This window comes from Roseivivax jejudonensis (genome assembly GCF_900172265.1).
Classification (GTDB): Bacteria; Pseudomonadota; Alphaproteobacteria; order Rhodobacterales; family Rhodobacteraceae; genus Roseivivax; species Roseivivax jejudonensis.
On record NZ_FWFK01000001.1, the window covers coordinates 880,688 to 898,318 of the forward strand.

Here is a 17,631-nt window from a genome sequence, read left to right on the forward strand (position 1 = left end):
CGCAAACGGTTTTCCGCTCACACGCGCGCGATGCGCGCGGGCCTGTCGCACCGGCGGGCGGAGTGGTAGAGACCGGTCGCGAACCGACGGGGAGGACCGAGCGCGATGACAGACCGAAGCGACACGATCGCGCGCCTGCGCGCGCTCCTCGGTGACCGCCTGTCGACCGGCGCCTCGGTGCGCGAGATGCACGGCCGCGACGAAGCCTATTCCGCACCCGCCCTGCCCGAGGCCGTGGCTTTCCCCGAAACCACCGCCGAAGTGTCCGAGATCGTCCGCATCTGCGCCGCGTCGGACTGCCCGGTCGTGCCGTTCGGCGTCGGCACATCCCTCGAAGGGCACGTGATCCCGCTGCGCGGCGGGATCAGCATCGACCTCGGCCGAATGAGCAGGATCCTCGAAGTCCACGAGGCCGATCTCGACGTGACGGTCGAACCCGGCGTGACCCGCAAGGCACTGAACGAGGCGCTGCGCGCGAGCGGGCTCATGTTCACCGTCGATCCGGGCGCCGACGCCACGCTGGGCGGCATGGCCGCGACACGGGCGTCCGGCACCAACGCCGTGCGCTACGGCACGATGCGCGAAACCGTGCTCGGCCTCGAGGTCGTGCTGGCCGACGGCACTGTGATCGAGACCGGGACACGGGCCAAGAAGTCCTCGGCGGGCTACGACCTCACGCACCTCTTCGTCGGGTCCGAGGGCACGCTGGGCATCATCACCCGACTGACCCTGCGCCTCCACGGCATCCCCGAGCAGATCTCGGCGGCGACGGCGGCCTTCCCGAGCGTCGCCGCAGCGGTCGACACGGTGATCCTCGCGATCCAGATGGGCATCCCCCTCGCCCGGGTCGAACTGCTCGACGCGGTGCAGATGCGCGGCATGGCGGCCTACAACCCCGATCTCGGTCTCGCCGAGGCGCCGCATCTCTTCCTGGAATTTCACGGCTCGCCCGCCGGCGTGGAGGAGCAGGTCGCGCAGTTCCGCGAGATCGCCGAGGCACAGGGCGCCGCGGATTTCGCCTGGGCGAGCCGGCCCGAGGACCGCAGCCGCCTGTGGGACGCGCGGCACAACGCCTATTATGCCGGCAAGGCGCTGCGCCCCGGCGCCGACAGCATGGTCACCGATGTCTGCGTGCCGATCTCGGCGCTTGCCGAATGCATCGCCGCCGCGCAGGAGGCGGCGGACGAGGCCGGCCTTCTCGCGCCCCTGGTCGGGCATGTCGGCGACGGCAACTTCCACATGCTGATCCTCATCGAGCCGGACAATTCCGAGGAACTGGCCCGCGCGAAGGATCTCGCGCACCGGATCAACCGCCTCGCGCTGTCCTTCGGTGGCACCGTCACCGGAGAGCACGGCATCGGCTCGGGCAAGATGCGCTACATGGAAGAAGAGCACGGGCCCGCCTGGGCGGTGATGGGCACGATCAAGCGCGCGCTCGATCCGAAGGGGATCCTCAATCCCGGAAAGCTCGTCCAGCAGAACTGACCGGGCTCAGCCCGCGGGGCGAAGCCGGCGCGTCACCGGCCCGTCGCCCTGCGCCGCGATCCGGTCGATCGCGGCGTCGATCGGCTCGTACGCCACGGCCATCGCGTGGGCGTTTGCGTGCAGCAGCGTGCGGTCGTCGGAAACCCACGCCACATGACCGCGCCAGAAGAGCAGATCCCCGCGTCGAAGCGGATCGCCGTCGTCGAGCGTGTCGCCCCTCATCGCCTCCTGCAGGTCGCTGTCGCCCGGCGCGTCCCGGCCGCAGGCCCAGAGCGCGATCTGCACGAGCCCCGAACAATCGATGCCGAAGGCCGAGTTCCCGCCCCAGAGGTAGGGCGTACCGACGAGGCGCGCGGCCACGGCGACAGGGTCGGCCTCGGGCGCGTCGAGCGGTGCGAGATGCTTGAGCGGGACATGGCCCGCGTCCGTCTCTGCAAAGCGGTCGTCCTGTCCGCGAACGGCAAGTCCGGCGCCGATGCTGAGCGCCATGATCTCCCGCGTCTTCATGTCCGGGTCCGGGTAGGAATGGGTCTGCCGCACGCACACCCGGTGCGTCGGCGCGGGCCCATCCCCCAGCGCCGCCTCGGTCACGTACCCGACGTATCCGTCCGCAGCGGCCTCGACGAAGGCCCAGCCCGAACGGCGTTCGTAGACCGTGACGGCAGCGCCGCGCAGAAGCTGCCGGTCCCGCGCGCCCCCGGGCGCCGCGCAGAGATCGCACACGCCGGCAACCACCCGCGCCGGCGTGCCGTCGGTGAAGCGCGGTGCCTCCACGGTTCCGCGCAGGCGGGTCGCCGCGACATGCGCGTTCGCGGGCGTGAGCCGGCGATCCATCAGAGCCCCAGGAGATCCGGCAGCGCGCCGAGGATCGTGCGCGGCCCCTGCCCGAGCCCGCCCTTCGTGCGCCCGGGCGCGGCCGATTGCTGCCACGAGAAGATGTCGAAATGGGCGTAGGCGGGCGTGTCGGTGACGAAGCGGCGCAGGAACAGCGCGGCGGTGATCGACCCCGCGAAGCCGCCCTTCGGCGCGTTGTCGAGATCGGCGATGCCGGGTTCGATCATCTCTTCGTAGGGGGTGTGGAAGGGCAGCCGCCACACCGGATCCGCCGCCGGGCCGGCCGCCGCCTCGAACGCCGCCGCGATCCGGTCCTCGGTCGCGTAGAACGGCGCGATATCGGCGCCGAGCGCAACGCGCGCGGCGCCCGTCAGGGTCGCCATCGACACGATCAGGTCCGGCGTCTCCTCGTCGGCGAGCGCGAGCGCATCGGCCAGCACGAGCCGCCCCTCGGCGTCGGTGTTGTTGATCTCGACGGTCAGCCCCTTGCGCGAGGTCAGGATGTCCTGCGGGCGGAAACTCTCGTCCGATACCGAGTTCTCGACAGCCGGGATCAGCACGCGCAGCCGGACCTTGAGGCCCAGCGCCATGATCGCCTGAGCGAGCCCCAGGACATTGGCCGCGCCGCCCATGTCCTTCTTCATCAGGCCCATCGACCCGGCCGGCTTCAGGTTGAGGCCGCCGGTGTCGAAGCACACGCCTTTCCCCACGAGCGTCACCGCCGGGCCCTCGGATCCCCAGCGCATGTCGATCAGCCGCGGATCCTGGTCGGCGGCCCGGCCGACCGCGTGGATCATCGGGAAGTTCGCTGCGAGCAGGGCGTCGCCCGTTGTCACCTCGATCGTCGCGCCCCGCGCCTCGGCCAGGCTGCGCGCAGCGGCTTCCAGAGCCTCGGGCCCCATGTCGGCGGCCGGGGTGTTGACCAGATCGCGGGTCAGCGCCTCGGCCGCGGCCAGCGTCTCGAGCCGTGCGGCGTCGACGCCGTCGGGCGCGACGAGTCGCGCCACCGGAGCCGACTGCGCGCGGTACCGGTCGAAGGTGTAACCCGACAGGAGCCAGCCGAGCGCTTCGATCTCCGCCGCCGCGTCCGGCAGTCCCGAGGCCACCTGCCACGGTCCTTCGGGCAACTGCGCCGCGATTGCGGCCAGCGGAAAGCGCGTGCGCGCACGGCTCGCCGCGCTGCCGTAGCCGCCCAGCGCGCCGATCGGCGTTCCGTCCTCCCCGGGCAGGATCAGCGCGGTGCCCTGGGCGCCGGTGAAGGTGGACGCTCCGACCCAGGCTCGGATTCGGTCGGGCTGACCATCGAGCCAGGCGTCCACGCCGCCCGCCTCGATCAGATGCAGCGGAAGCGCGGACTCGGAATGGGCGGCGAAGGTCAGGGGCATGGTCGCTCCGGTATCGGGATCGGGTCTGGAGATCAGGCCGCTCATCACGCGGCATCGCGCCGGAGCCTATTGCGCGCTGCGGGATCCGCAAGCCCTCCACCGGCCGCAAGCGGCAGGTCGCATCATCCGATCAGGGCCCCGGTCTCCCAGACCGCGACGAGCGAGCGTTCTCCGACCCGCAGGAGCCGGGCGAGGGTCGCCGCCAGCGCCACGCCATCCCCCGCCGACAACGTGTCGCGCACCGCCCCTGCCACCGCCGCGAGCTTGACCATGCCGAGCGCGCCGGCGCACGCCTCGACGTCCTGCAGGGCGCGCGCCATGCCACGGGCGTCGTCGCCGCGCCACGCCGCCTCGACTGCCGCGAGGTCCAGCGCGAGCTGCTCCAGCGCGGCGGCCAGGCACGCCTCCGGCGCGTCGGGGTCGAAGCCGGCGCACACGACGCTCAGCTGGTCGAGGTCGAGCGCCACCCGCTCTTCCGGAATCATGAGCTGTTGACGGATCATGCCGCTCTCCTTCCTATCGCCCCGGATCACCCGGGCCGGACCATCGTGCACAAGCCTTTCGGTTTGCTTTCCGGCTCGGCGCCTTTTCCCTCGAAACCGCCGGGAATCGGCGCTATCCCGCTCTGCGACGTCTGGAACGGAGACCCCATGCAGCACGCGAAACCCCTCCCGGCCCTGCTCGCGCAGCGCTACCACGGATGGAAAGCGACCACCCACGCAGAGAATGCCGCCTGGTACCAGCGCCTCGCGACCGAGGGTCAGCGGCCCAAGGCCATGGTGATCTCGTGCTGCGACAGCCGGGTGCACGTCACCTCGATCTTCGGGGCGGATACCGGCGAATTCTTCATTCACCGCAACATCGCCAACCTCGTGCCGCCCTACGAACCCGACGGCGCCCAGCACGGCACCTCGGCGGCGGTCGAATTCGCGGTGACCGCCCTGCGGGTCGCGCACCTGATCATCGTCGGCCATTCCCGCTGCGGCGGTGTGCAGGGCTGCCTCGACATGTGCGCCGGCCGCGCGCCGCAGCTCGAGGAAAAGACCAGCTTCGTCGGCCGCTGGATGGACCTGCTGCGACCCGGCTACGAGCGTGTCATGGCGCGCGAACTGTCCGAGGACGCGCAGCCGCGCGCCCTCGAACAGGAGGCCGTTCTCGTGAGCCTCGAGAACCTGATGACCTTCCCCTTCGTGCGCGAGGCGGTCGAAGGCGGGCGGCTGAGCCTGCACGGCCTGTGGACCGAGATCGGCGAGGGCGATCTCGAGTATTACGACGCCGAGGACGGCCGCTTCCTGCCGGTGTGACCGCTCAGCGTGCGGCGAGCGCGGCCGAATGGCCGTCCGCCGTCGCCCGCAGCCGCGGCCGGCCCAATCGCCGCGCCAGCGCCGCCAGCGGACGGTCGAGATCGCTTCCCGTGCAGATCGGCCGCCCGCTCATCGCGTCGATGACCAGGAGCCGCCCGTCGCGGAACCCGAGCGTGTAGCCGCGCGCGGCGAGCGTCCGGGCCAGGCCGGGCCAGTCCGGCGCGGCATCGAGGAGCGGACGGAGAAAGCGCCGGAGCTGACAGCGGGTCTCGCTGTCGAGCTTGCCGGGGAGGGTCGTGTCGTCGGTCATGCTCTGCCTCGTGGGTCGTGTTTTCCAACGAGGGTGCAGATTGCCCGGCCACCGCGCAGTCACGATGACGGGAGCAGGCCGCTTTCGTGGCGAAATGTGACCCGGTTAACGCGGTCTTCAGGTCCGTGCGCCGAAATGCCGGGCATGGAATGCACGACCGTCACCGTCACGATGCCCGCCGCTCTGGTCTCAGCCGCCCGGCGGCTGGCCCGCGCGCGCGACGTCAGCCTCGATCAGATCATTCGCCGCGCGCTCGACGCGGAGCTTCGCCGCGTGGCCGGGCCCGCGAAAACGCCCAACCGGGCGGATGAGCAGCTCGTCGGCGCCTTGCGGAGCCTCCTCGCCCGCGATTTCGGCGAGGCGCGCTCGTGGTCCGAGCTGCAATCCCGGCTCGCCGCGCATGACGTCACGCTGCGCGAGGCGGGCGGTGGCCTCGCGCTTCACGATCTCCCGGGCGGCGCCCGCCTCTGCAAGGCGTCCGACGTGGGCCACGCCTATCGCAGCCTCATGCGCCGCTTCGGGACCCCGTTTCCCGGACCCGGACGGACCCGGCCCGCGGTCCGACACGGTCATGCGCCACGAGGAGACGTCGACGACGAAGAGGACGACATCGTGCTGATCGAACCGGAATGACGGGAATGCCTCAGCCCGTCAGCCGCCGCGCGAGCCGGCGCAGAACGGACCGCCAGCGCGGCGCGCGGACCGGTCGCGCATGGCGCGGTGTGAGGGAGAGGTCCCGGGCGGTGACGGCGGCAAGCCGGCGGCCGCGGGCAATATCGGCGAGATCGATCTTCATGGCGCACTCCAGGTCGGGTGAATGCGCCTTCTGGCCGCTGCGGCTCCGTTCGGCCCGCAACGACACCCTACGCCCCGGGTTCGGCGCCGATTGGGCCAGATCCACGCGGCGCCGGGGCACCGCCGCGGCATTTTCCGGGCGAGCGGACGCCGCCCGGAAACAATGTCTTTTGAGCCTGCCGGATCGTCCCCCGGTGTGGCCGATCAGCCGACCGAACGCCCGATCATGCCTTCTTGAGAACGCGATTTCCCAGCGTCTCGGCGATCTGCACCGCGTTGAGCGCAGCCCCCTTGCGGAGGTTGTCCGACACGCACCAGATGTTCAGGCCGTTCTCGATCGTCGAGTCCTGGCGGATGCGGCTGATGAAGGTGGCAAAGTCGCCGACGCACTCGATCGGCGTCACGTAGCCGCCGTCCTCGCGCTTGTCGATCACCATGATCCCCGGGGCCTCGCGCAGGATGTCGCGCGCCTCGTCCTCGTCGAGGAACTCCTCGAACTCGATGTTGATCGATTCCGAGTGACCGACGAAGACCGGTACGCGCACGCAGGTCGCGGTGACCTTTATGGACGGATCGACGATCTTCTTCGTCTCGACGACCATCTTCCACTCTTCCTTGGTCGAGCCGTCTTCCATGAAGACGTCGATATGCGGAATGACGTTGAAGGCGATCTGCTTTTGGAACTTCGAGGGTTTCACCTCGTCGGTCGGGTTGTAGATCGACTTCGTCTGGTCCCAGAGCTCGTCGACCCCTTCCTTCCCCGCGCCCGAAGTCGCCTGGTAGGTCGACACGACCACCCGCTTGATCTTCGCACGGTCGTGCAGCGGCTTCAGCGCAACGACCATCTGCGCGGTGGAGCAGTTCGGGTTCGCGATGATGTTCTTCTTAGCGTACCCCTCGACGGCGTCGGGGTTCACCTCCGGCACCACCAGCGGAACGTCCGGGTCGTAGCGGTAGAGCGACGAGTTGTCGATCACGACACAGCCCGCCGCGGCGGCCTTCGGCGCATACGTCTTGGTCGCGTCGGAGCCGATCGCGAACAATGCCATGTCCCATCCCGTGAAGTCGAACGCGTCGAGATCCTGCGTCTTCAGCGTGCGGTCGCCGAAGCTCACCTCGGTCCCGAGCGACCGACGCGAGGCGAGCGCGGCGATCTCGTCGACCGGGAAAGCCCGTTCGGCGAGGATGTTCAGCATTTCGCGGCCCACGTTGCCCGTGGCGCCGACGACGACGACCTTGTAACCCATGTCGTGTCTCTCCTTGATCGCGGCTGGCGGCGCCGCAACAGTCCGCGCGCCGCCCGTTGCGCGCCATGTATCCCAGCGCGGGCACACGGAAAAGGCCGAAAGCCGGACGGCGTCGAAGCGCGTGTGCCTAAAATTTGTGCAGGAACGCGCCGACAACCCGGCAGGGTTTCGCTCATGTCGGGCATTTCATTCGCAGTTGCAGCACTGTACGCTTGTCCCTCGCGCGATCCCGCGCGTATAGCGAATGTGAAAACCGGCGATCTGCGCGACTTCGTCACGCACTGTTCGATCCGGGACCGGCGGGAAACGCGGGTCGAGGGGCAGGAATAGGTGCGAATTACCTGATGGCGAAAGTCGGAACCCTGAAAGCGCCCAGATCCCCGGTGCTGCTTCGCTTCGTCACATCGCTCAGCCGTCGGCACAAGGCTGCGATCTTTCTCGCGCTCGACCTGTGCGTCGCCGTGGTGGCGCTGACCCTGGCGTTGGCGCTCAACGGCCGCGTCAGGCTCAACGCCGACACCTTCGCCTCGGTGGCGCCGGTAACCGCGGCGATGCTGGTGATCGCCGCGGGTCTGGCGACGCTGATGGGCCTGCCCCGGATCAAGCTCAATGCCTACGAGACGCGCGGAATCGTCCTCACGGCGGTGTTCGCCCTGCTTGTCGGAGCTGCAGGCGCCGCGATCGACATTGCCGCCGGCCGGCCGGTGCCGATCGAGGTGTTCGTGATCTTCTCGTTCCTGTTCCTCGTCTTTGGCGCCGCGTGGCGGATCCTGCTGCGCCAGTGGCTCCTGGAGATCTACCGCCGCGGCAACGCGCATCTGCGTCTGCTCATCTACGGCGCCGGCCGCACCGGGCAGCAGCTCGTCGCGGCGCTCAAGAACGATTACGACGCGTTCCCCATCGCCTTCGTCGACGACAACCCGACGCTGCAGACCCTGCGGATCGGCGGCCTGCCGGTCTACGCCCCCTCCAAGATCAAGAGCCTCGTGGCGGACAAGCAGATCGACCGGGTGATCCTCGCGATGCCCTCGATCAGCCAGCCGAAACTCGCGCGCATCGCCCACGGCTTGCGGCAGGTGGGCTGCGAGGTTCATGCGCTGCCGTCCTTCGCCGAGCTTGTCGGGAAGGGCGAGCTGCGCAAGCGCGCCGTCCCGGTGTCGCTCGACGAACTTCTGGGCCGCAACCAGCTCGAGAGCGAGCTTCCGGGCGTGAGCCATGCCTATTCCGGGCGGCGGATCCTCGTCACCGGCGCCGGCGGCTCCATCGGCTCGGAGCTCTGCCGCCAGTTGATCGCCTGCAAGCCGCATTGCGTGGTACTGCTCGATCATTCCGAGCACGCGCTCTACACCGTCGAGAAGGAACTGCGCGAGATCAGTGGCGGGCTGAAGATCGTGCCGGTCCTCGGCACGGTTCTCGACGACGAGACGGTGCGCCGCGTGATCGACGAGAACGGCATCGACGTGATCCTGCACGCCGCGGCCTACAAGCACGTGCCGCTCGTGGAATGCAACGCGCTGCCCGGCCTGCGCAACAACGTCATCGGCACGAAGGTCGTGGGCGAGGCCGCGCGCGACGCGGGCGTCGAGCGCTTCATCCTCGTGTCCTCGGACAAGGCGGTGCGCCCCACCAACGTGATGGGCGCGTCGAAACGGCTCGCCGAACTGGTCATCCAGGACCTCGCCACGCGGTCCGAGCACACCCGCTTCTCCATGGTCCGCTTCGGCAACGTGCTCGGCTCGTCGGGGTCCGTGATCCCGCTCTTCGAGGAGCAGATCGAGCGCGGCGGCCCGGTCACCCTGACCGACCCCAACGTCACCCGCTACTTCATGACGATCTCCGAGGCTGCGCGGCTCGTGCTGCTGGCCGGATCGTTCTCGCGCGGCAGCGACGTCTTCGTGCTCGACATGGGCAAGCCGGTGCCGATCAAGAAGCTCGCGCGCCAGATGATCGAGGGTGCCGGCCACAGCGTGAAGGACGCCGACAATCCCGACGGCGACATCGAGATCAAGATCACCGGCCTGCGCCCCGGCGAAAAGCTCCACGAGGAGCTGCTGATCTCCTCGGACATGCTGACCACCCCGCACCCCAAGATCCTGCGCGCGCAGGAAGGCTTCCTGTCGGAGATCGAGATGGCCACCGCGCTCAAGGACCTGCGCCGCGCGATCTCCACGCTCGACGAGCCGCTGGCGCGCGAGGTCATCCTGCGCTGGGTGGAGCGCGCCGAGGACGAGGCCCACGACCCCCGCGAGACCGCCAGCGTCTGACACGCCCGACCCTGCCCGGGACGGATGCTCCGGCCCGGGTGATGGTCTGGGTGACAGACGGCGGAGCGAGGGGCCAGCCCCTCGCGCTCCCCGGGGTTTACCGGCAAGATGAAGGGGCCATATCGTTCTCATGCCGCAGCGTGGCCGCGGCGGGCGGGTGTCGCGGAGCAAAGCAGGCCGACGGCCCGGGGGATCAGCGGTCGGGTATGGTCTCGCGCGCGCCGCGGGGCGCCCAGCTCTCGATGATCTCGCAGGCCTCGTCGGCGCTTTCGACGTAGCGGAAGAGTTCGAGATCCGCGGCAGCGATGGTGCCCGCCTCGACGAGCACATCCCAGTTGACCACCTTCTCCCAGAACTCCCGGCCGAAGAGCAGCACCGGAACCTGTTTCATGCGGCCGGTCTGGATCAGCGTCAATGTCTCGAACAGCTCGTCCAGCGTGCCGAAGCCGCCGGGAAACGCGCAGACGGCGCGGGCCCGCATCAGGAAGTGCATTTTGCGGATGGCGAAATAGTGGAAGTTGAACGCCAGCTCCGGCGTCACAAACGCGTTCGGCGCCTGTTCGTGCGGCAGCACGATGTTGAGGCCCAGCGAGCGGCCGCCGGCCTCGTGCGCGCCGCGGTTGCCGGCCTCCATCACGCCCGGGCCGCCGCCGGTTGCGATCACGAATTCGCCGCCGCCCGAGGCGACCGACTTTTCGGTCATTGCGCGGGAAAAGGCGCGCGCCTCCTCGTAGAAGCGGCTCATCTCGGCCAGCGCGGGGGTGCGCGCCTCGGCCTTCTCCTCGGGCCGGCGGATGCGGGCGCCGCCGAACAGCACGACGGTCGAGCGGATGCCCTCCTCGTCGAGCAGGAGGTCGAACTTCATCAGTTCGAGCTGCAGCCGCACGGAGCGCAGCTCGCGCCGCAGCAGGAAGTCCTCGTCGGCGAAGGCGAGGCGGTAGGCAGGCGAGCGCGTCTGCGGGGTGTCGGGCACCTGCCGGGCGGTCTCGTAGTCGCTGTCGGCGTGCCGGAAGAGGCTGTTTCGGTCGTCGGTCATCGGATCTCCGCTCTGCTTCGCCCAGAGCTAGCCCGTCGGGGGACCGGGCGCCAGCGGCCATCGGCGCGCGGCCTTCCCTCGCCCGCCGGGCTTCGCTAAGACGCCGGGCGACAGCGTCAGACCGGAGAGACACGAGCGATGGACACCAAGGCCCTCGAGACCGCGATCGACGCCGCCTGGGAGGCGCGCGCCGAGATCACCCCCGCGACCGGCGGCGAGACACGCGAGGCGATCGAGGCGACGCTCGACGCGCTCGACCGCGGCGAAATCCGCGTCGCCGAAAAGCCCGAGGGCAGCGACTGGGTGGTCAATCAATGGGCCAAGAAGGCGGTGCTTCTGGGCTTCCGCATCAAGGACATGGAGATGCAGCCGGGCGGCCCGCAGGGTGGCGGCTGGTTCGACAAGGTCGACAGCAAGTTCGCCGGCTGGGGCGAGAACCGCTGGCGCGAGGCGGGCTTCCGCGCGGTGCCGAACGCGGTCGTCCGCAGGTCGGCGCATATCGCCAAGGGCGTCGTGCTGATGCCGTCCTTCGTCAATCTCGGTGCCTATGTCGACGAGGGCACGATGGTCGATACCTGGGCCACGGTGGGCTCCTGCGCGCAGATCGGCAAGAACGTGCACCTGTCGGGCGGCGTCGGCATCGGCGGCGTGCTGGAGCCGCTGCAGGCCGAGCCGACGATCATCGAGGACAACTGCTTCATCGGCGCGCGTTCGGAAGTGGTCGAGGGATGCATCGTGCGCGAGGGCGCGGTCCTCGGCATGGGCGTGTATATCGGCAAGTCGACCAAGATCGTCGACCGCGAAACCGGCGAGGTGATGATGGGCGAGGTGCCGCCCTACTCGGTCGTGGTCTCGGGATCGATGCGCACCAAGAACGACCTCAATCTCTACTGCGCGGTGATCGTGAAGCGCGTCGACGCCCAGACCCGCTCCAAGGTCGGGATCAACGAGCTTCTGCGCGACTGATCCGGCGCGCCTGCGCTCCGCGCCGGCCGCGATCTCCGGCGCGGAACACATGCAAAGGAAACAAAATCCGCGCCGCGCCGTTGAGCCCGGGTATACCGGCCGCGGGGGGTCATGCTGACAGGTCTTTCCATTCCGATCCTCTTCGCGGTCTTCGGGCTCGCGGGGGCCGCCGTCGTGCTGGCGTCGATCCGCGCGACCGCGCTCGCCGACGTGATCGCCGACCGCACGAAACTCGGGGAGGCGATGGCCGGGGGCCTCGTGCTCGGCGCGGCGACGTCGCTGGCCGGGGTCGTGGTGTCGGTCGATGCGGCGTTGTCGGGCGATGCCTCCTACGCCTTTTCCAACGCGGTGGGCGGCATCGCCGCGCAGACGCTGTTTCTCGCCATCGCGGATCTGCTGCACAAGCGCGCCAACCTCGAACACGCCGCGGCCGAGCCTGCGAACCTGTTCCAGGCGGTGATGCTGATCATCCTTCTGAGCCTGCCGCTCTGCGCGCTGTCGGGGCCGGATGTGGCCTATTTCGGCGTGCACCCGGTGTCGATCGCCATGTTCGTGGCCTATCTCGCCGGGGTGCAGCTGTCGTCCTCGGTGAAGGAAAACCCGATGTGGCGCCCGGTGCGCACCTCCGACACCCGGCGCGACCAGCCCGAGGACGACGACGAGCCGGATCGGTCGGTGAAGGGTCCGGCGCTGCAGTTCGTCGGCCTCGTCGCAATCATGGGCGCCGGCGGCTGGGTCATCAGCCAGGCGGGCGGGCAGTTCATCGAACGCTTTTCGCTGTCATCCTCGCTCGTCGGCTCGCTGATCACGGCCGTGGTGACATCGCTGCCGGAATTCGTCACGACCCTCGTGGCCGTGCGACGCGGCGCGCTGCAGCTCGCCGTGGGGGGCATCATCGGCGGCAACACCTTCGACACGCTGTTCCTCGTTGCCGGGGACATCGCCTATCGCGACGGCTCGATCTTCCACGCGGTGGAGGGGAACGACGTCTACTGGCTGGGCACGGGTCTTCTGATGACCGCCGTGCTGCTGGCGGGCCTGATCCTGCGGCAACGCGAGGGCCCCGGTCGCATCGGGATCGAGAGCGTTCTGATGATGGGCATCTATGCAACCGCGCTGACGGTCGAGGTCAGCGCCTGACACTCAAGCTCTGAAACGAACGGGAGAACGGACATGACCGGACTTGGATGGCTTTCGGCGATCATCGTCGGCGGGCTCGCCGGCTGGGTGGCCAGCATGATCATGAAGGCCGATACGGGTATCTTTCTCAACATCCTGCTGGGCATCCTCGGCGCGGTCGTCGCCAACTTCCTGCTCGGCATCGTGGGAATCTTTGCCGCCGGCACCTGGATCGCGCAGTTCGTCGTCGGCCTGATCGGCGCCTGCCTGCTGATCGGCGCCTGGCGCGCGGTCAAGCGCTGAGCCGCCGGGACGATTGACAGCGCGCGCCGGCCGCGGCATGGCGCGCGCATGGCCAAGTCTCCGCGCACGCAACAGGTCTTCACGCTTCTGGTCGAGGTCGGGCGCAAGTCCGGCGACGGTCTGCCCGCGTCCGCCACCGGCGCGGCGCTGATGTGCTACGCCTCTGGCGTCGACGAGGCCGAGGCGGTGCGCGAGACGGTGGCGATCCTCAAGCAGGCCGACATGGCCCCGCTCGACGTCACAGGGTACGGGACGATCGAGGAGCGCCGCGCCGAGGGGCACGAGATCGACGCGGAGGAAGAGGCGCTGATGACCCGCGCGCTCGACGAGAACTCTGTAATCGTGGCGCAGGTGACGCCGTTCTTCGACGAACCGACGAGCAAGGGCGGGCGCGCCTGAGGGGTCAGGCCGCGCGCGCCTCGGCCAGCGTGATCGCCTCGAAAGGGCGCAGCACCTGATGCCCGGCGCGGAAATGCTCGGGCAGGCTCGCCGGATCCCACTCTGAAAGGAGCGTGGCGGCCAGCTCCTCGCGCCGGCGCCGCAATCGGCCGAGATAAAGGCTCTCGAGGTCCGCGCCCACGACCCTGAGGGCGTCATGCCGCGGCAGCACCAGTTGGTGATAGCGCACGAAGAGATGCTCCTGCATCGCCGTGCCGGTGAACCCGTTGGCCAGCGCGGCCGCCGGGATCAGCACCGTTTCGCGCCCGAAGAGGTATTCGACCTCCGAGCCGCCGATCAGCAAGCGCTGCTGCGGCGCCACGACGAGATCGCGCTGCAGCCCGAGATACGGCGCGCGCAGGCGCACGGGCCGGAACGACCCGAGCGCGGGCACGACGCGCTCGATCCGGCCGACCACGCGCTGCACGCCGTTGTCGCGGGTGCACACGTGCATCCCTGCCCCGAGGTCCGAGACGGGAACGACTCCGGTTTCGGTTTCCACCGGCATCGGACCGGTGAGCGTCGGGACCGGACCGACCGGCTCCACCGCCGAGGACGCCGCGAAGAACACGACATCCGCATCGCGCTCGCAGAGCTGCGGGCGATGGATCATCGTGTAGATGTCCTCGAGCATCAGCGGCGGCGGCGGGGGCGTCTCGACGCTACGCACGCCGTCCTCTTCGGGCCGCTCCACCGAAAGCCGCCCCCAGCGCGCCGGGGCGTCCCACGCGTAGGTCAGACGCAGGACGTCCAGCCGCCCGTCGCTCAGCGGCGGCAGGACCGTGTGGAACACCTCCTCGCCCTGCACCATCACGAGGACGACACCGCCCCCCGGCACCGCCTGCAGCGAGATGCGGCCGGACCACGGGTGCCGCCGCTCGTATCCCAGGAGCATCTGCGGCCGCGCCTCCGGCGACAGCCGCGTCTCGACCACCAGCGACCCGCGCGTCAGCAGAGCGTGACGCGGCCCGGCGCCCTCGGGAAAGGCGCGCGGGCAAGTCCAGGCGACGTCGCCGCCAGTCACCGCGATCCAGCTCATGCGGCGAGGATCAGCGCGCGCGCCTCGCGCCCGTCGAGGATCCGCCGCGCCGCGGGACCGTAGCCCTCTCCGGTCAGCGGGTCGAGCTCGGGGAACACGGCGCAGATCTCGCCCAGCGTGTCGGCCTCGAACAGGTCCCGCACGCGCGGCCCTGGCAAGAAGCTCTCGGTCGGAAGTCCGTTGGAATAGACGATTTCGTGGCGGTCGAACATCAGGTGCACGTAGGTGACCTCACCGCCCTCCACGCGCCGGACCGACGCGCCGTCGACAAGGTGCTTGGCCGCGATCAGGACCTCCGCTTCACCGAACAGCAGCTCGGCCCCGGGCGCGGCGAGCAACACGCGATGCAGCGGTGACACCCGAAGCTTGGCGTGCCGGCCGAAGGTATTGGCCGCGATCTCCACGGGGGCGAAGTCACCCTCGGCCGCGAGCGTGCGGACACCGATCCAGCGCAGCGGCTGAAAGCCGTGGTCGCGGGTGCGCACCCGATCGCCTGGCCGCAGTGCCTCGACGAGGCGCGGCCCGGTATCGGTGGCGATGCGCGTGCCGGCCACGAAGCACGGCACCGACCCCACGGTGACGAAGCCGGTATCGCTGCCGCCGGTCGAGCTTTCGACCTTGTAGGTGAAGTTCACCGTCTCGACGTCGCCGTCGCCCAGAACGCCCAGCGTGCCGTCGGCGTTGAGCGTCACCTGCTGGCCGGTCGCGAGCGTCACCGTGTCGCCTGCCGACACCGCCACGCCGTTGATGTGCGTGATCGTCAGGGACCCGCCGGTTGCGTTCTCGTCGTTGGCCAGAACGTCGACATCGGCTTGCCCGTTCGGATAGATCTCGACGCTGTCGGCCTGCGCGACCAACGCCGTCTGCACGCTGTCCGCCGCGATCAGCAGGTTCGAGTCGTAGTTCGAATCCGACACGTCGGCGATGCCGATGCGGATCGAGTTCACCTGCCCCGCCGTGACCGGAATGGTCATCGTCATGGTGACGGTGAAGCCGTCCATCTCGGTATTGTACTGGTCCGAGGTGTTGTCGTTGTAGAGGTTGAGGTTGGTCTCGTCGTTCAGGTTGTTCGGGTCGGCATCACCGTCACCGATTTCCAGCTGGACCTGCTGGCCGTTGATCCAGACGCCGACGAAATCCTGGTAAATACCTGTCTGATACTCCGGGTATTCCTCGGATGCGAAGACGAACTGCATCGTCATCACGTTGCCATCCGGCACGAAATCCACGTCGAGATACGAGGCGTCGTAGGTCCATGTGCCGGCGGCGGCATTGAAGGTCGAATTGCCCGACTGGCCCCAGGTGTTGGTGGAGGTATCGGTATCCTGGTTCGACTGCCCGTTCGAGTTGGTGAAGTCCTCCGCGCGACCGGTCGACAGGATCAGACCCGAATCGCCGGGGGTCACCCCGGGCGCGAGCGAGTCGCCGTTCGAATAGATGCCCGAAGAGCGGTAGTCGCCGGAATAGCTCGCGCTCACCACGCGCGCACCCGCGCCGAAGATCGCCTCCGCCATTTCCAGCGAGGACGCACCAATATCTATCGGGAGCTCGCGTGCCCGAACCATGCCTGCCTCACCGTATCATTGTCCGAGGCACGGCCAGCAGCCCCCGGGCCGCGCACGGTCGGGGCACACGCATCCGGTCGCCGGGTCTGGCCCGACGTTGCGGCGCGTCTGATGCGGAACTGCTTCCCTGCCTCGGGATCTTCTTTATTGCGAATGTGTTAACACGAGTGGCGGCCTCCCGCGAACCGCCGCGGCCGGAGGGCATAATATGTAAGACCGCGGTTGCGCTATTTGGGACACATTTGCCCCCGCCGCCACGAGGCGCTACGCCCGGGCCATCCCACCGCCGCCGGAGCCCTGCAGATGGACCCCACCGACCCTGTCGCGCTGACCCGCGCGCTGATCCGCTGCCCCTCGGTCACGCCCGAGGAGGGCGGCGCGCTGTCGCTTCTGGCCGACGCTCTGTCAGCCGCCGGGTTCGAGTGCACCCGCGTCGACCGCGCCGGCGTGCCGAACCTCTTTGCCCGCTGGGGCACCCGCGGCCATGCCCGCACCTTCGGCTTCAACGGGCACACGGACGTGGTGCCGCCGGGCGATCCGGCGGCGTGGACGCACGATCCGTTCGGCGCCGATCTGCACGATGGCGAGATCTGGGGCCGCGGGGCGGTCGACATGAAATCCGCCGTCGCCGCCTTCGTCGCGGCGGCGGTCGACTGCGTGCGCGACACGCCCCCCGACGGCGCAATCGTCCTCACCATCACTGGCGACGAGGAAGGTCCCTCCGTCGACGGGACCCGCGCGCTGCTCGACTGGATGGCTTCGGCGGGCGAGCGTATGAGCGCCTGCCTCGTCGGCGAGCCGACCTGCCCCGAGACCTTCGGCGAGATGATCAAGATCGGCCGCCGCGGCTCTCTGACCGCGCATCTGACCGTGCGCGGCGTGCAGGGCCACGCCGCCTACCCCCACCGCGCGGTGAACCCGCTGCCGGCGATGGCCCGACTGATGGATCGGCTCGCCTCGCATAGTCTGGACGACGGTACCGATCACTTCGATCCGTCGACGCTGGCGATCGTGACCATCGACACGGGCAACCCGGCCACCAACGTCATTCCGGCCGACACACGCGGCAGCGTGAACATCCGCTTCAACGACCGGCATAGCGGCGCGTCGCTGACCGAGTGGATCGAGGCGGAGGCCACCCGTGCCGATGCGGAGTTCGGCACGCGAACGGAGGTCGAGATCAAGCTCTCGGGCGAGGCGTTCCTGACTCCGCCGGGACCGCTGTCGGAGCTGGTGGCGAACGCCGTCGCGGCCGAGACCGGCATCCGTCCCGTGCTCTCAACCACCGGCGGCACCTCCGACGCGCGTTTCGTCAAGGACCACTGCCCGGTGGTGGAGTTCGGCCTCGTCGGGCGCGGCATGCACGCGGTCGACGAACGCGTGCCCGAAGGCGAGGTGCGGGCGCTGAAGGCGGTCTATGCCCGAATCCTGCGGGACTACTTCGCCGGCTGAGCCGCGACGGGCAGCCCGCGCAAAGTCGCACCGGGGCGTGGCACGATTGATTTTCGCGTCTCCCCGCATCCCCCACGTGACGCCCCCCA

At 69.3% G+C, this 17,631-nt stretch carries 18 protein-coding genes; 9 read left to right on the forward strand and 9 right to left on the reverse strand.

The features are described 5' to 3' along the window. The first annotated feature begins 105 nt into the window (after positions 1–105). Positions 106–1,485: an FAD-binding oxidoreductase gene (locus ROJ8625_RS04325; RefSeq protein WP_085790588.1), complete on the forward strand. Its 1,380-nt coding sequence runs from the start codon at positions 106–108 to the stop codon at positions 1,483–1,485. Positions 1,486–1,491: 6 nt separating this feature from the next. Here the strand turns inward: ROJ8625_RS04325 and ROJ8625_RS04330 are convergent, their stop codons facing one another. From ROJ8625_RS04330 to ROJ8625_RS04340, 3 genes are all read right to left on the reverse strand, one after another. After that, entirely contained in the window at positions 1,492–2,319 is an 828-nt protein-coding gene (locus ROJ8625_RS04330; RefSeq protein ID WP_085790589.1) for a C40 family peptidase, read from the reverse strand. Beyond that, positions 2,319–3,704 carry a leucyl aminopeptidase family protein gene (locus ROJ8625_RS04335; RefSeq protein WP_085790590.1) on the reverse strand — a complete coding sequence of 462 codons (1,386 nt, stop codon included), beginning with the start codon at positions 3,702–3,704 and terminating at the stop codon, positions 2,319–2,321. The genes ROJ8625_RS04330 and ROJ8625_RS04335 overlap by 1 nt, the downstream gene beginning before the upstream one ends. Positions 3,705–3,826: 122 nt before the next feature. Further along, positions 3,827–4,207 carry a hypothetical protein gene (locus tag ROJ8625_RS04340; RefSeq protein WP_085790591.1) on the reverse strand — a complete coding sequence of 127 codons (381 nt, stop codon included), beginning with the start codon at positions 4,205–4,207 and terminating at the stop codon, positions 3,827–3,829. Positions 4,208–4,354: 147 nt separating this feature from the next. Here ROJ8625_RS04340 and ROJ8625_RS04345 point away from each other — a divergent pair, with 147 nt between their 5' ends. Continuing rightward, positions 4,355–5,008 (forward strand): carbonic anhydrase, encoded by a 654-nt coding sequence (locus tag ROJ8625_RS04345; protein ID WP_085790592.1) that lies wholly within the window; start codon positions 4,355–4,357, stop codon positions 5,006–5,008. A 4-nt stretch (positions 5,009–5,012) separates the two neighbouring features. On the opposite strand, the gene ROJ8625_RS04350 is transcribed toward ROJ8625_RS04345, so the two are convergent. Further along, positions 5,013–5,318 carry a hypothetical protein gene (locus tag ROJ8625_RS04350; protein ID WP_085790593.1) on the reverse strand — a complete coding sequence of 102 codons (306 nt, stop codon included), beginning with the start codon at positions 5,316–5,318 and terminating at the stop codon, positions 5,013–5,015. Positions 5,319–5,462: 144 nt separating this feature from the next. Between ROJ8625_RS04350 and ROJ8625_RS04355 the strand changes: the two genes are divergently transcribed. Continuing rightward, positions 5,463–5,951, forward strand: a complete 489-nt coding sequence (locus tag ROJ8625_RS04355; RefSeq protein WP_085790594.1) for a hypothetical protein — start codon at positions 5,463–5,465, stop codon at positions 5,949–5,951. 10 nt (positions 5,952–5,961) lie between these two features. On the opposite strand, the gene ROJ8625_RS20930 is transcribed toward ROJ8625_RS04355, so the two are convergent. Both ROJ8625_RS20930 and ROJ8625_RS04360 read right to left on the reverse strand, forming a co-directional pair. Continuing rightward, positions 5,962–6,114 (reverse strand): hypothetical protein, encoded by a 153-nt coding sequence (locus ROJ8625_RS20930; RefSeq protein WP_159456717.1) that lies wholly within the window; start codon positions 6,112–6,114, stop codon positions 5,962–5,964. A gap of 223 nt (positions 6,115–6,337) precedes the next feature. Beyond that, complete coding sequence (locus ROJ8625_RS04360; RefSeq protein ID WP_085790595.1) at positions 6,338–7,360, reverse strand: aspartate-semialdehyde dehydrogenase; 1,023 nt, start codon at positions 7,358–7,360, stop codon at positions 6,338–6,340. Between the two features lie 344 nt (positions 7,361–7,704). Here ROJ8625_RS04360 and ROJ8625_RS04365 point away from each other — a divergent pair, with 344 nt between their 5' ends. Beyond that, positions 7,705–9,624, forward strand: a complete 1,920-nt coding sequence (locus tag ROJ8625_RS04365) for a polysaccharide biosynthesis protein (RefSeq protein WP_085790596.1) — start codon at positions 7,705–7,707, stop codon at positions 9,622–9,624. A 193-nt stretch (positions 9,625–9,817) separates the two neighbouring features. On the opposite strand, the gene ROJ8625_RS04370 is transcribed toward ROJ8625_RS04365, so the two are convergent. Further along, positions 9,818–10,660 (reverse strand): LOG family protein, encoded by an 843-nt coding sequence (locus ROJ8625_RS04370; RefSeq protein WP_085790597.1) that lies wholly within the window; start codon positions 10,658–10,660, stop codon positions 9,818–9,820. A gap of 138 nt (positions 10,661–10,798) precedes the next feature. Between ROJ8625_RS04370 and dapD the strand changes: the two genes are divergently transcribed. The 4 genes from dapD (at position 10,799) to ROJ8625_RS04390 (ending at position 13,447) form a co-directional block, all read left to right on the forward strand. Then, a complete protein-coding gene (gene dapD, locus ROJ8625_RS04375; RefSeq protein ID WP_085790598.1) occupies positions 10,799–11,626 on the forward strand; it encodes a 2,3,4,5-tetrahydropyridine-2,6-dicarboxylate N-succinyltransferase in 828 nt (275 codons plus the stop codon). 111 nt (positions 11,627–11,737) lie between these two features. After that, positions 11,738–12,766 carry a sodium:calcium antiporter gene (locus ROJ8625_RS04380; RefSeq protein WP_085790599.1) on the forward strand — a complete coding sequence of 343 codons (1,029 nt, stop codon included), beginning with the start codon at positions 11,738–11,740 and terminating at the stop codon, positions 12,764–12,766. A gap of 33 nt (positions 12,767–12,799) precedes the next feature. Continuing rightward, on the forward strand, positions 12,800–13,048 hold the full coding sequence (locus tag ROJ8625_RS04385) for a GlsB/YeaQ/YmgE family stress response membrane protein (RefSeq protein ID WP_085790600.1): 249 nt from the start codon (positions 12,800–12,802) through the stop codon (positions 13,046–13,048). Between the two features lie 48 nt (positions 13,049–13,096). Beyond that, on the forward strand, positions 13,097–13,447 hold the full coding sequence (locus ROJ8625_RS04390; protein WP_085790601.1) for a DUF8846 family protein: 351 nt from the start codon (positions 13,097–13,099) through the stop codon (positions 13,445–13,447). Positions 13,448–13,451: 4 nt separating this feature from the next. Here the strand turns inward: ROJ8625_RS04390 and ROJ8625_RS04395 are convergent, their stop codons facing one another. Next, positions 13,452–14,525, reverse strand: coding sequence for a Hint domain-containing protein (locus ROJ8625_RS04395; protein ID WP_085790602.1), 1,074 nt, complete (start codon positions 14,523–14,525; stop codon positions 13,452–13,454). Then, a complete protein-coding gene (locus tag ROJ8625_RS04400; RefSeq protein ID WP_085790603.1) occupies positions 14,522–16,090 on the reverse strand; it encodes a Hint domain-containing protein in 1,569 nt (522 codons plus the stop codon). The genes ROJ8625_RS04395 and ROJ8625_RS04400 overlap by 4 nt, the downstream gene beginning before the upstream one ends. A 303-nt stretch (positions 16,091–16,393) precedes the next feature. Between ROJ8625_RS04400 and dapE the strand changes: the two genes are divergently transcribed. Continuing rightward, positions 16,394–17,542 (forward strand): succinyl-diaminopimelate desuccinylase, encoded by a 1,149-nt coding sequence (gene dapE, locus ROJ8625_RS04405; RefSeq protein ID WP_085790604.1) that lies wholly within the window; start codon positions 16,394–16,396, stop codon positions 17,540–17,542. Positions 17,543–17,631 lie beyond the last annotated feature (89 nt).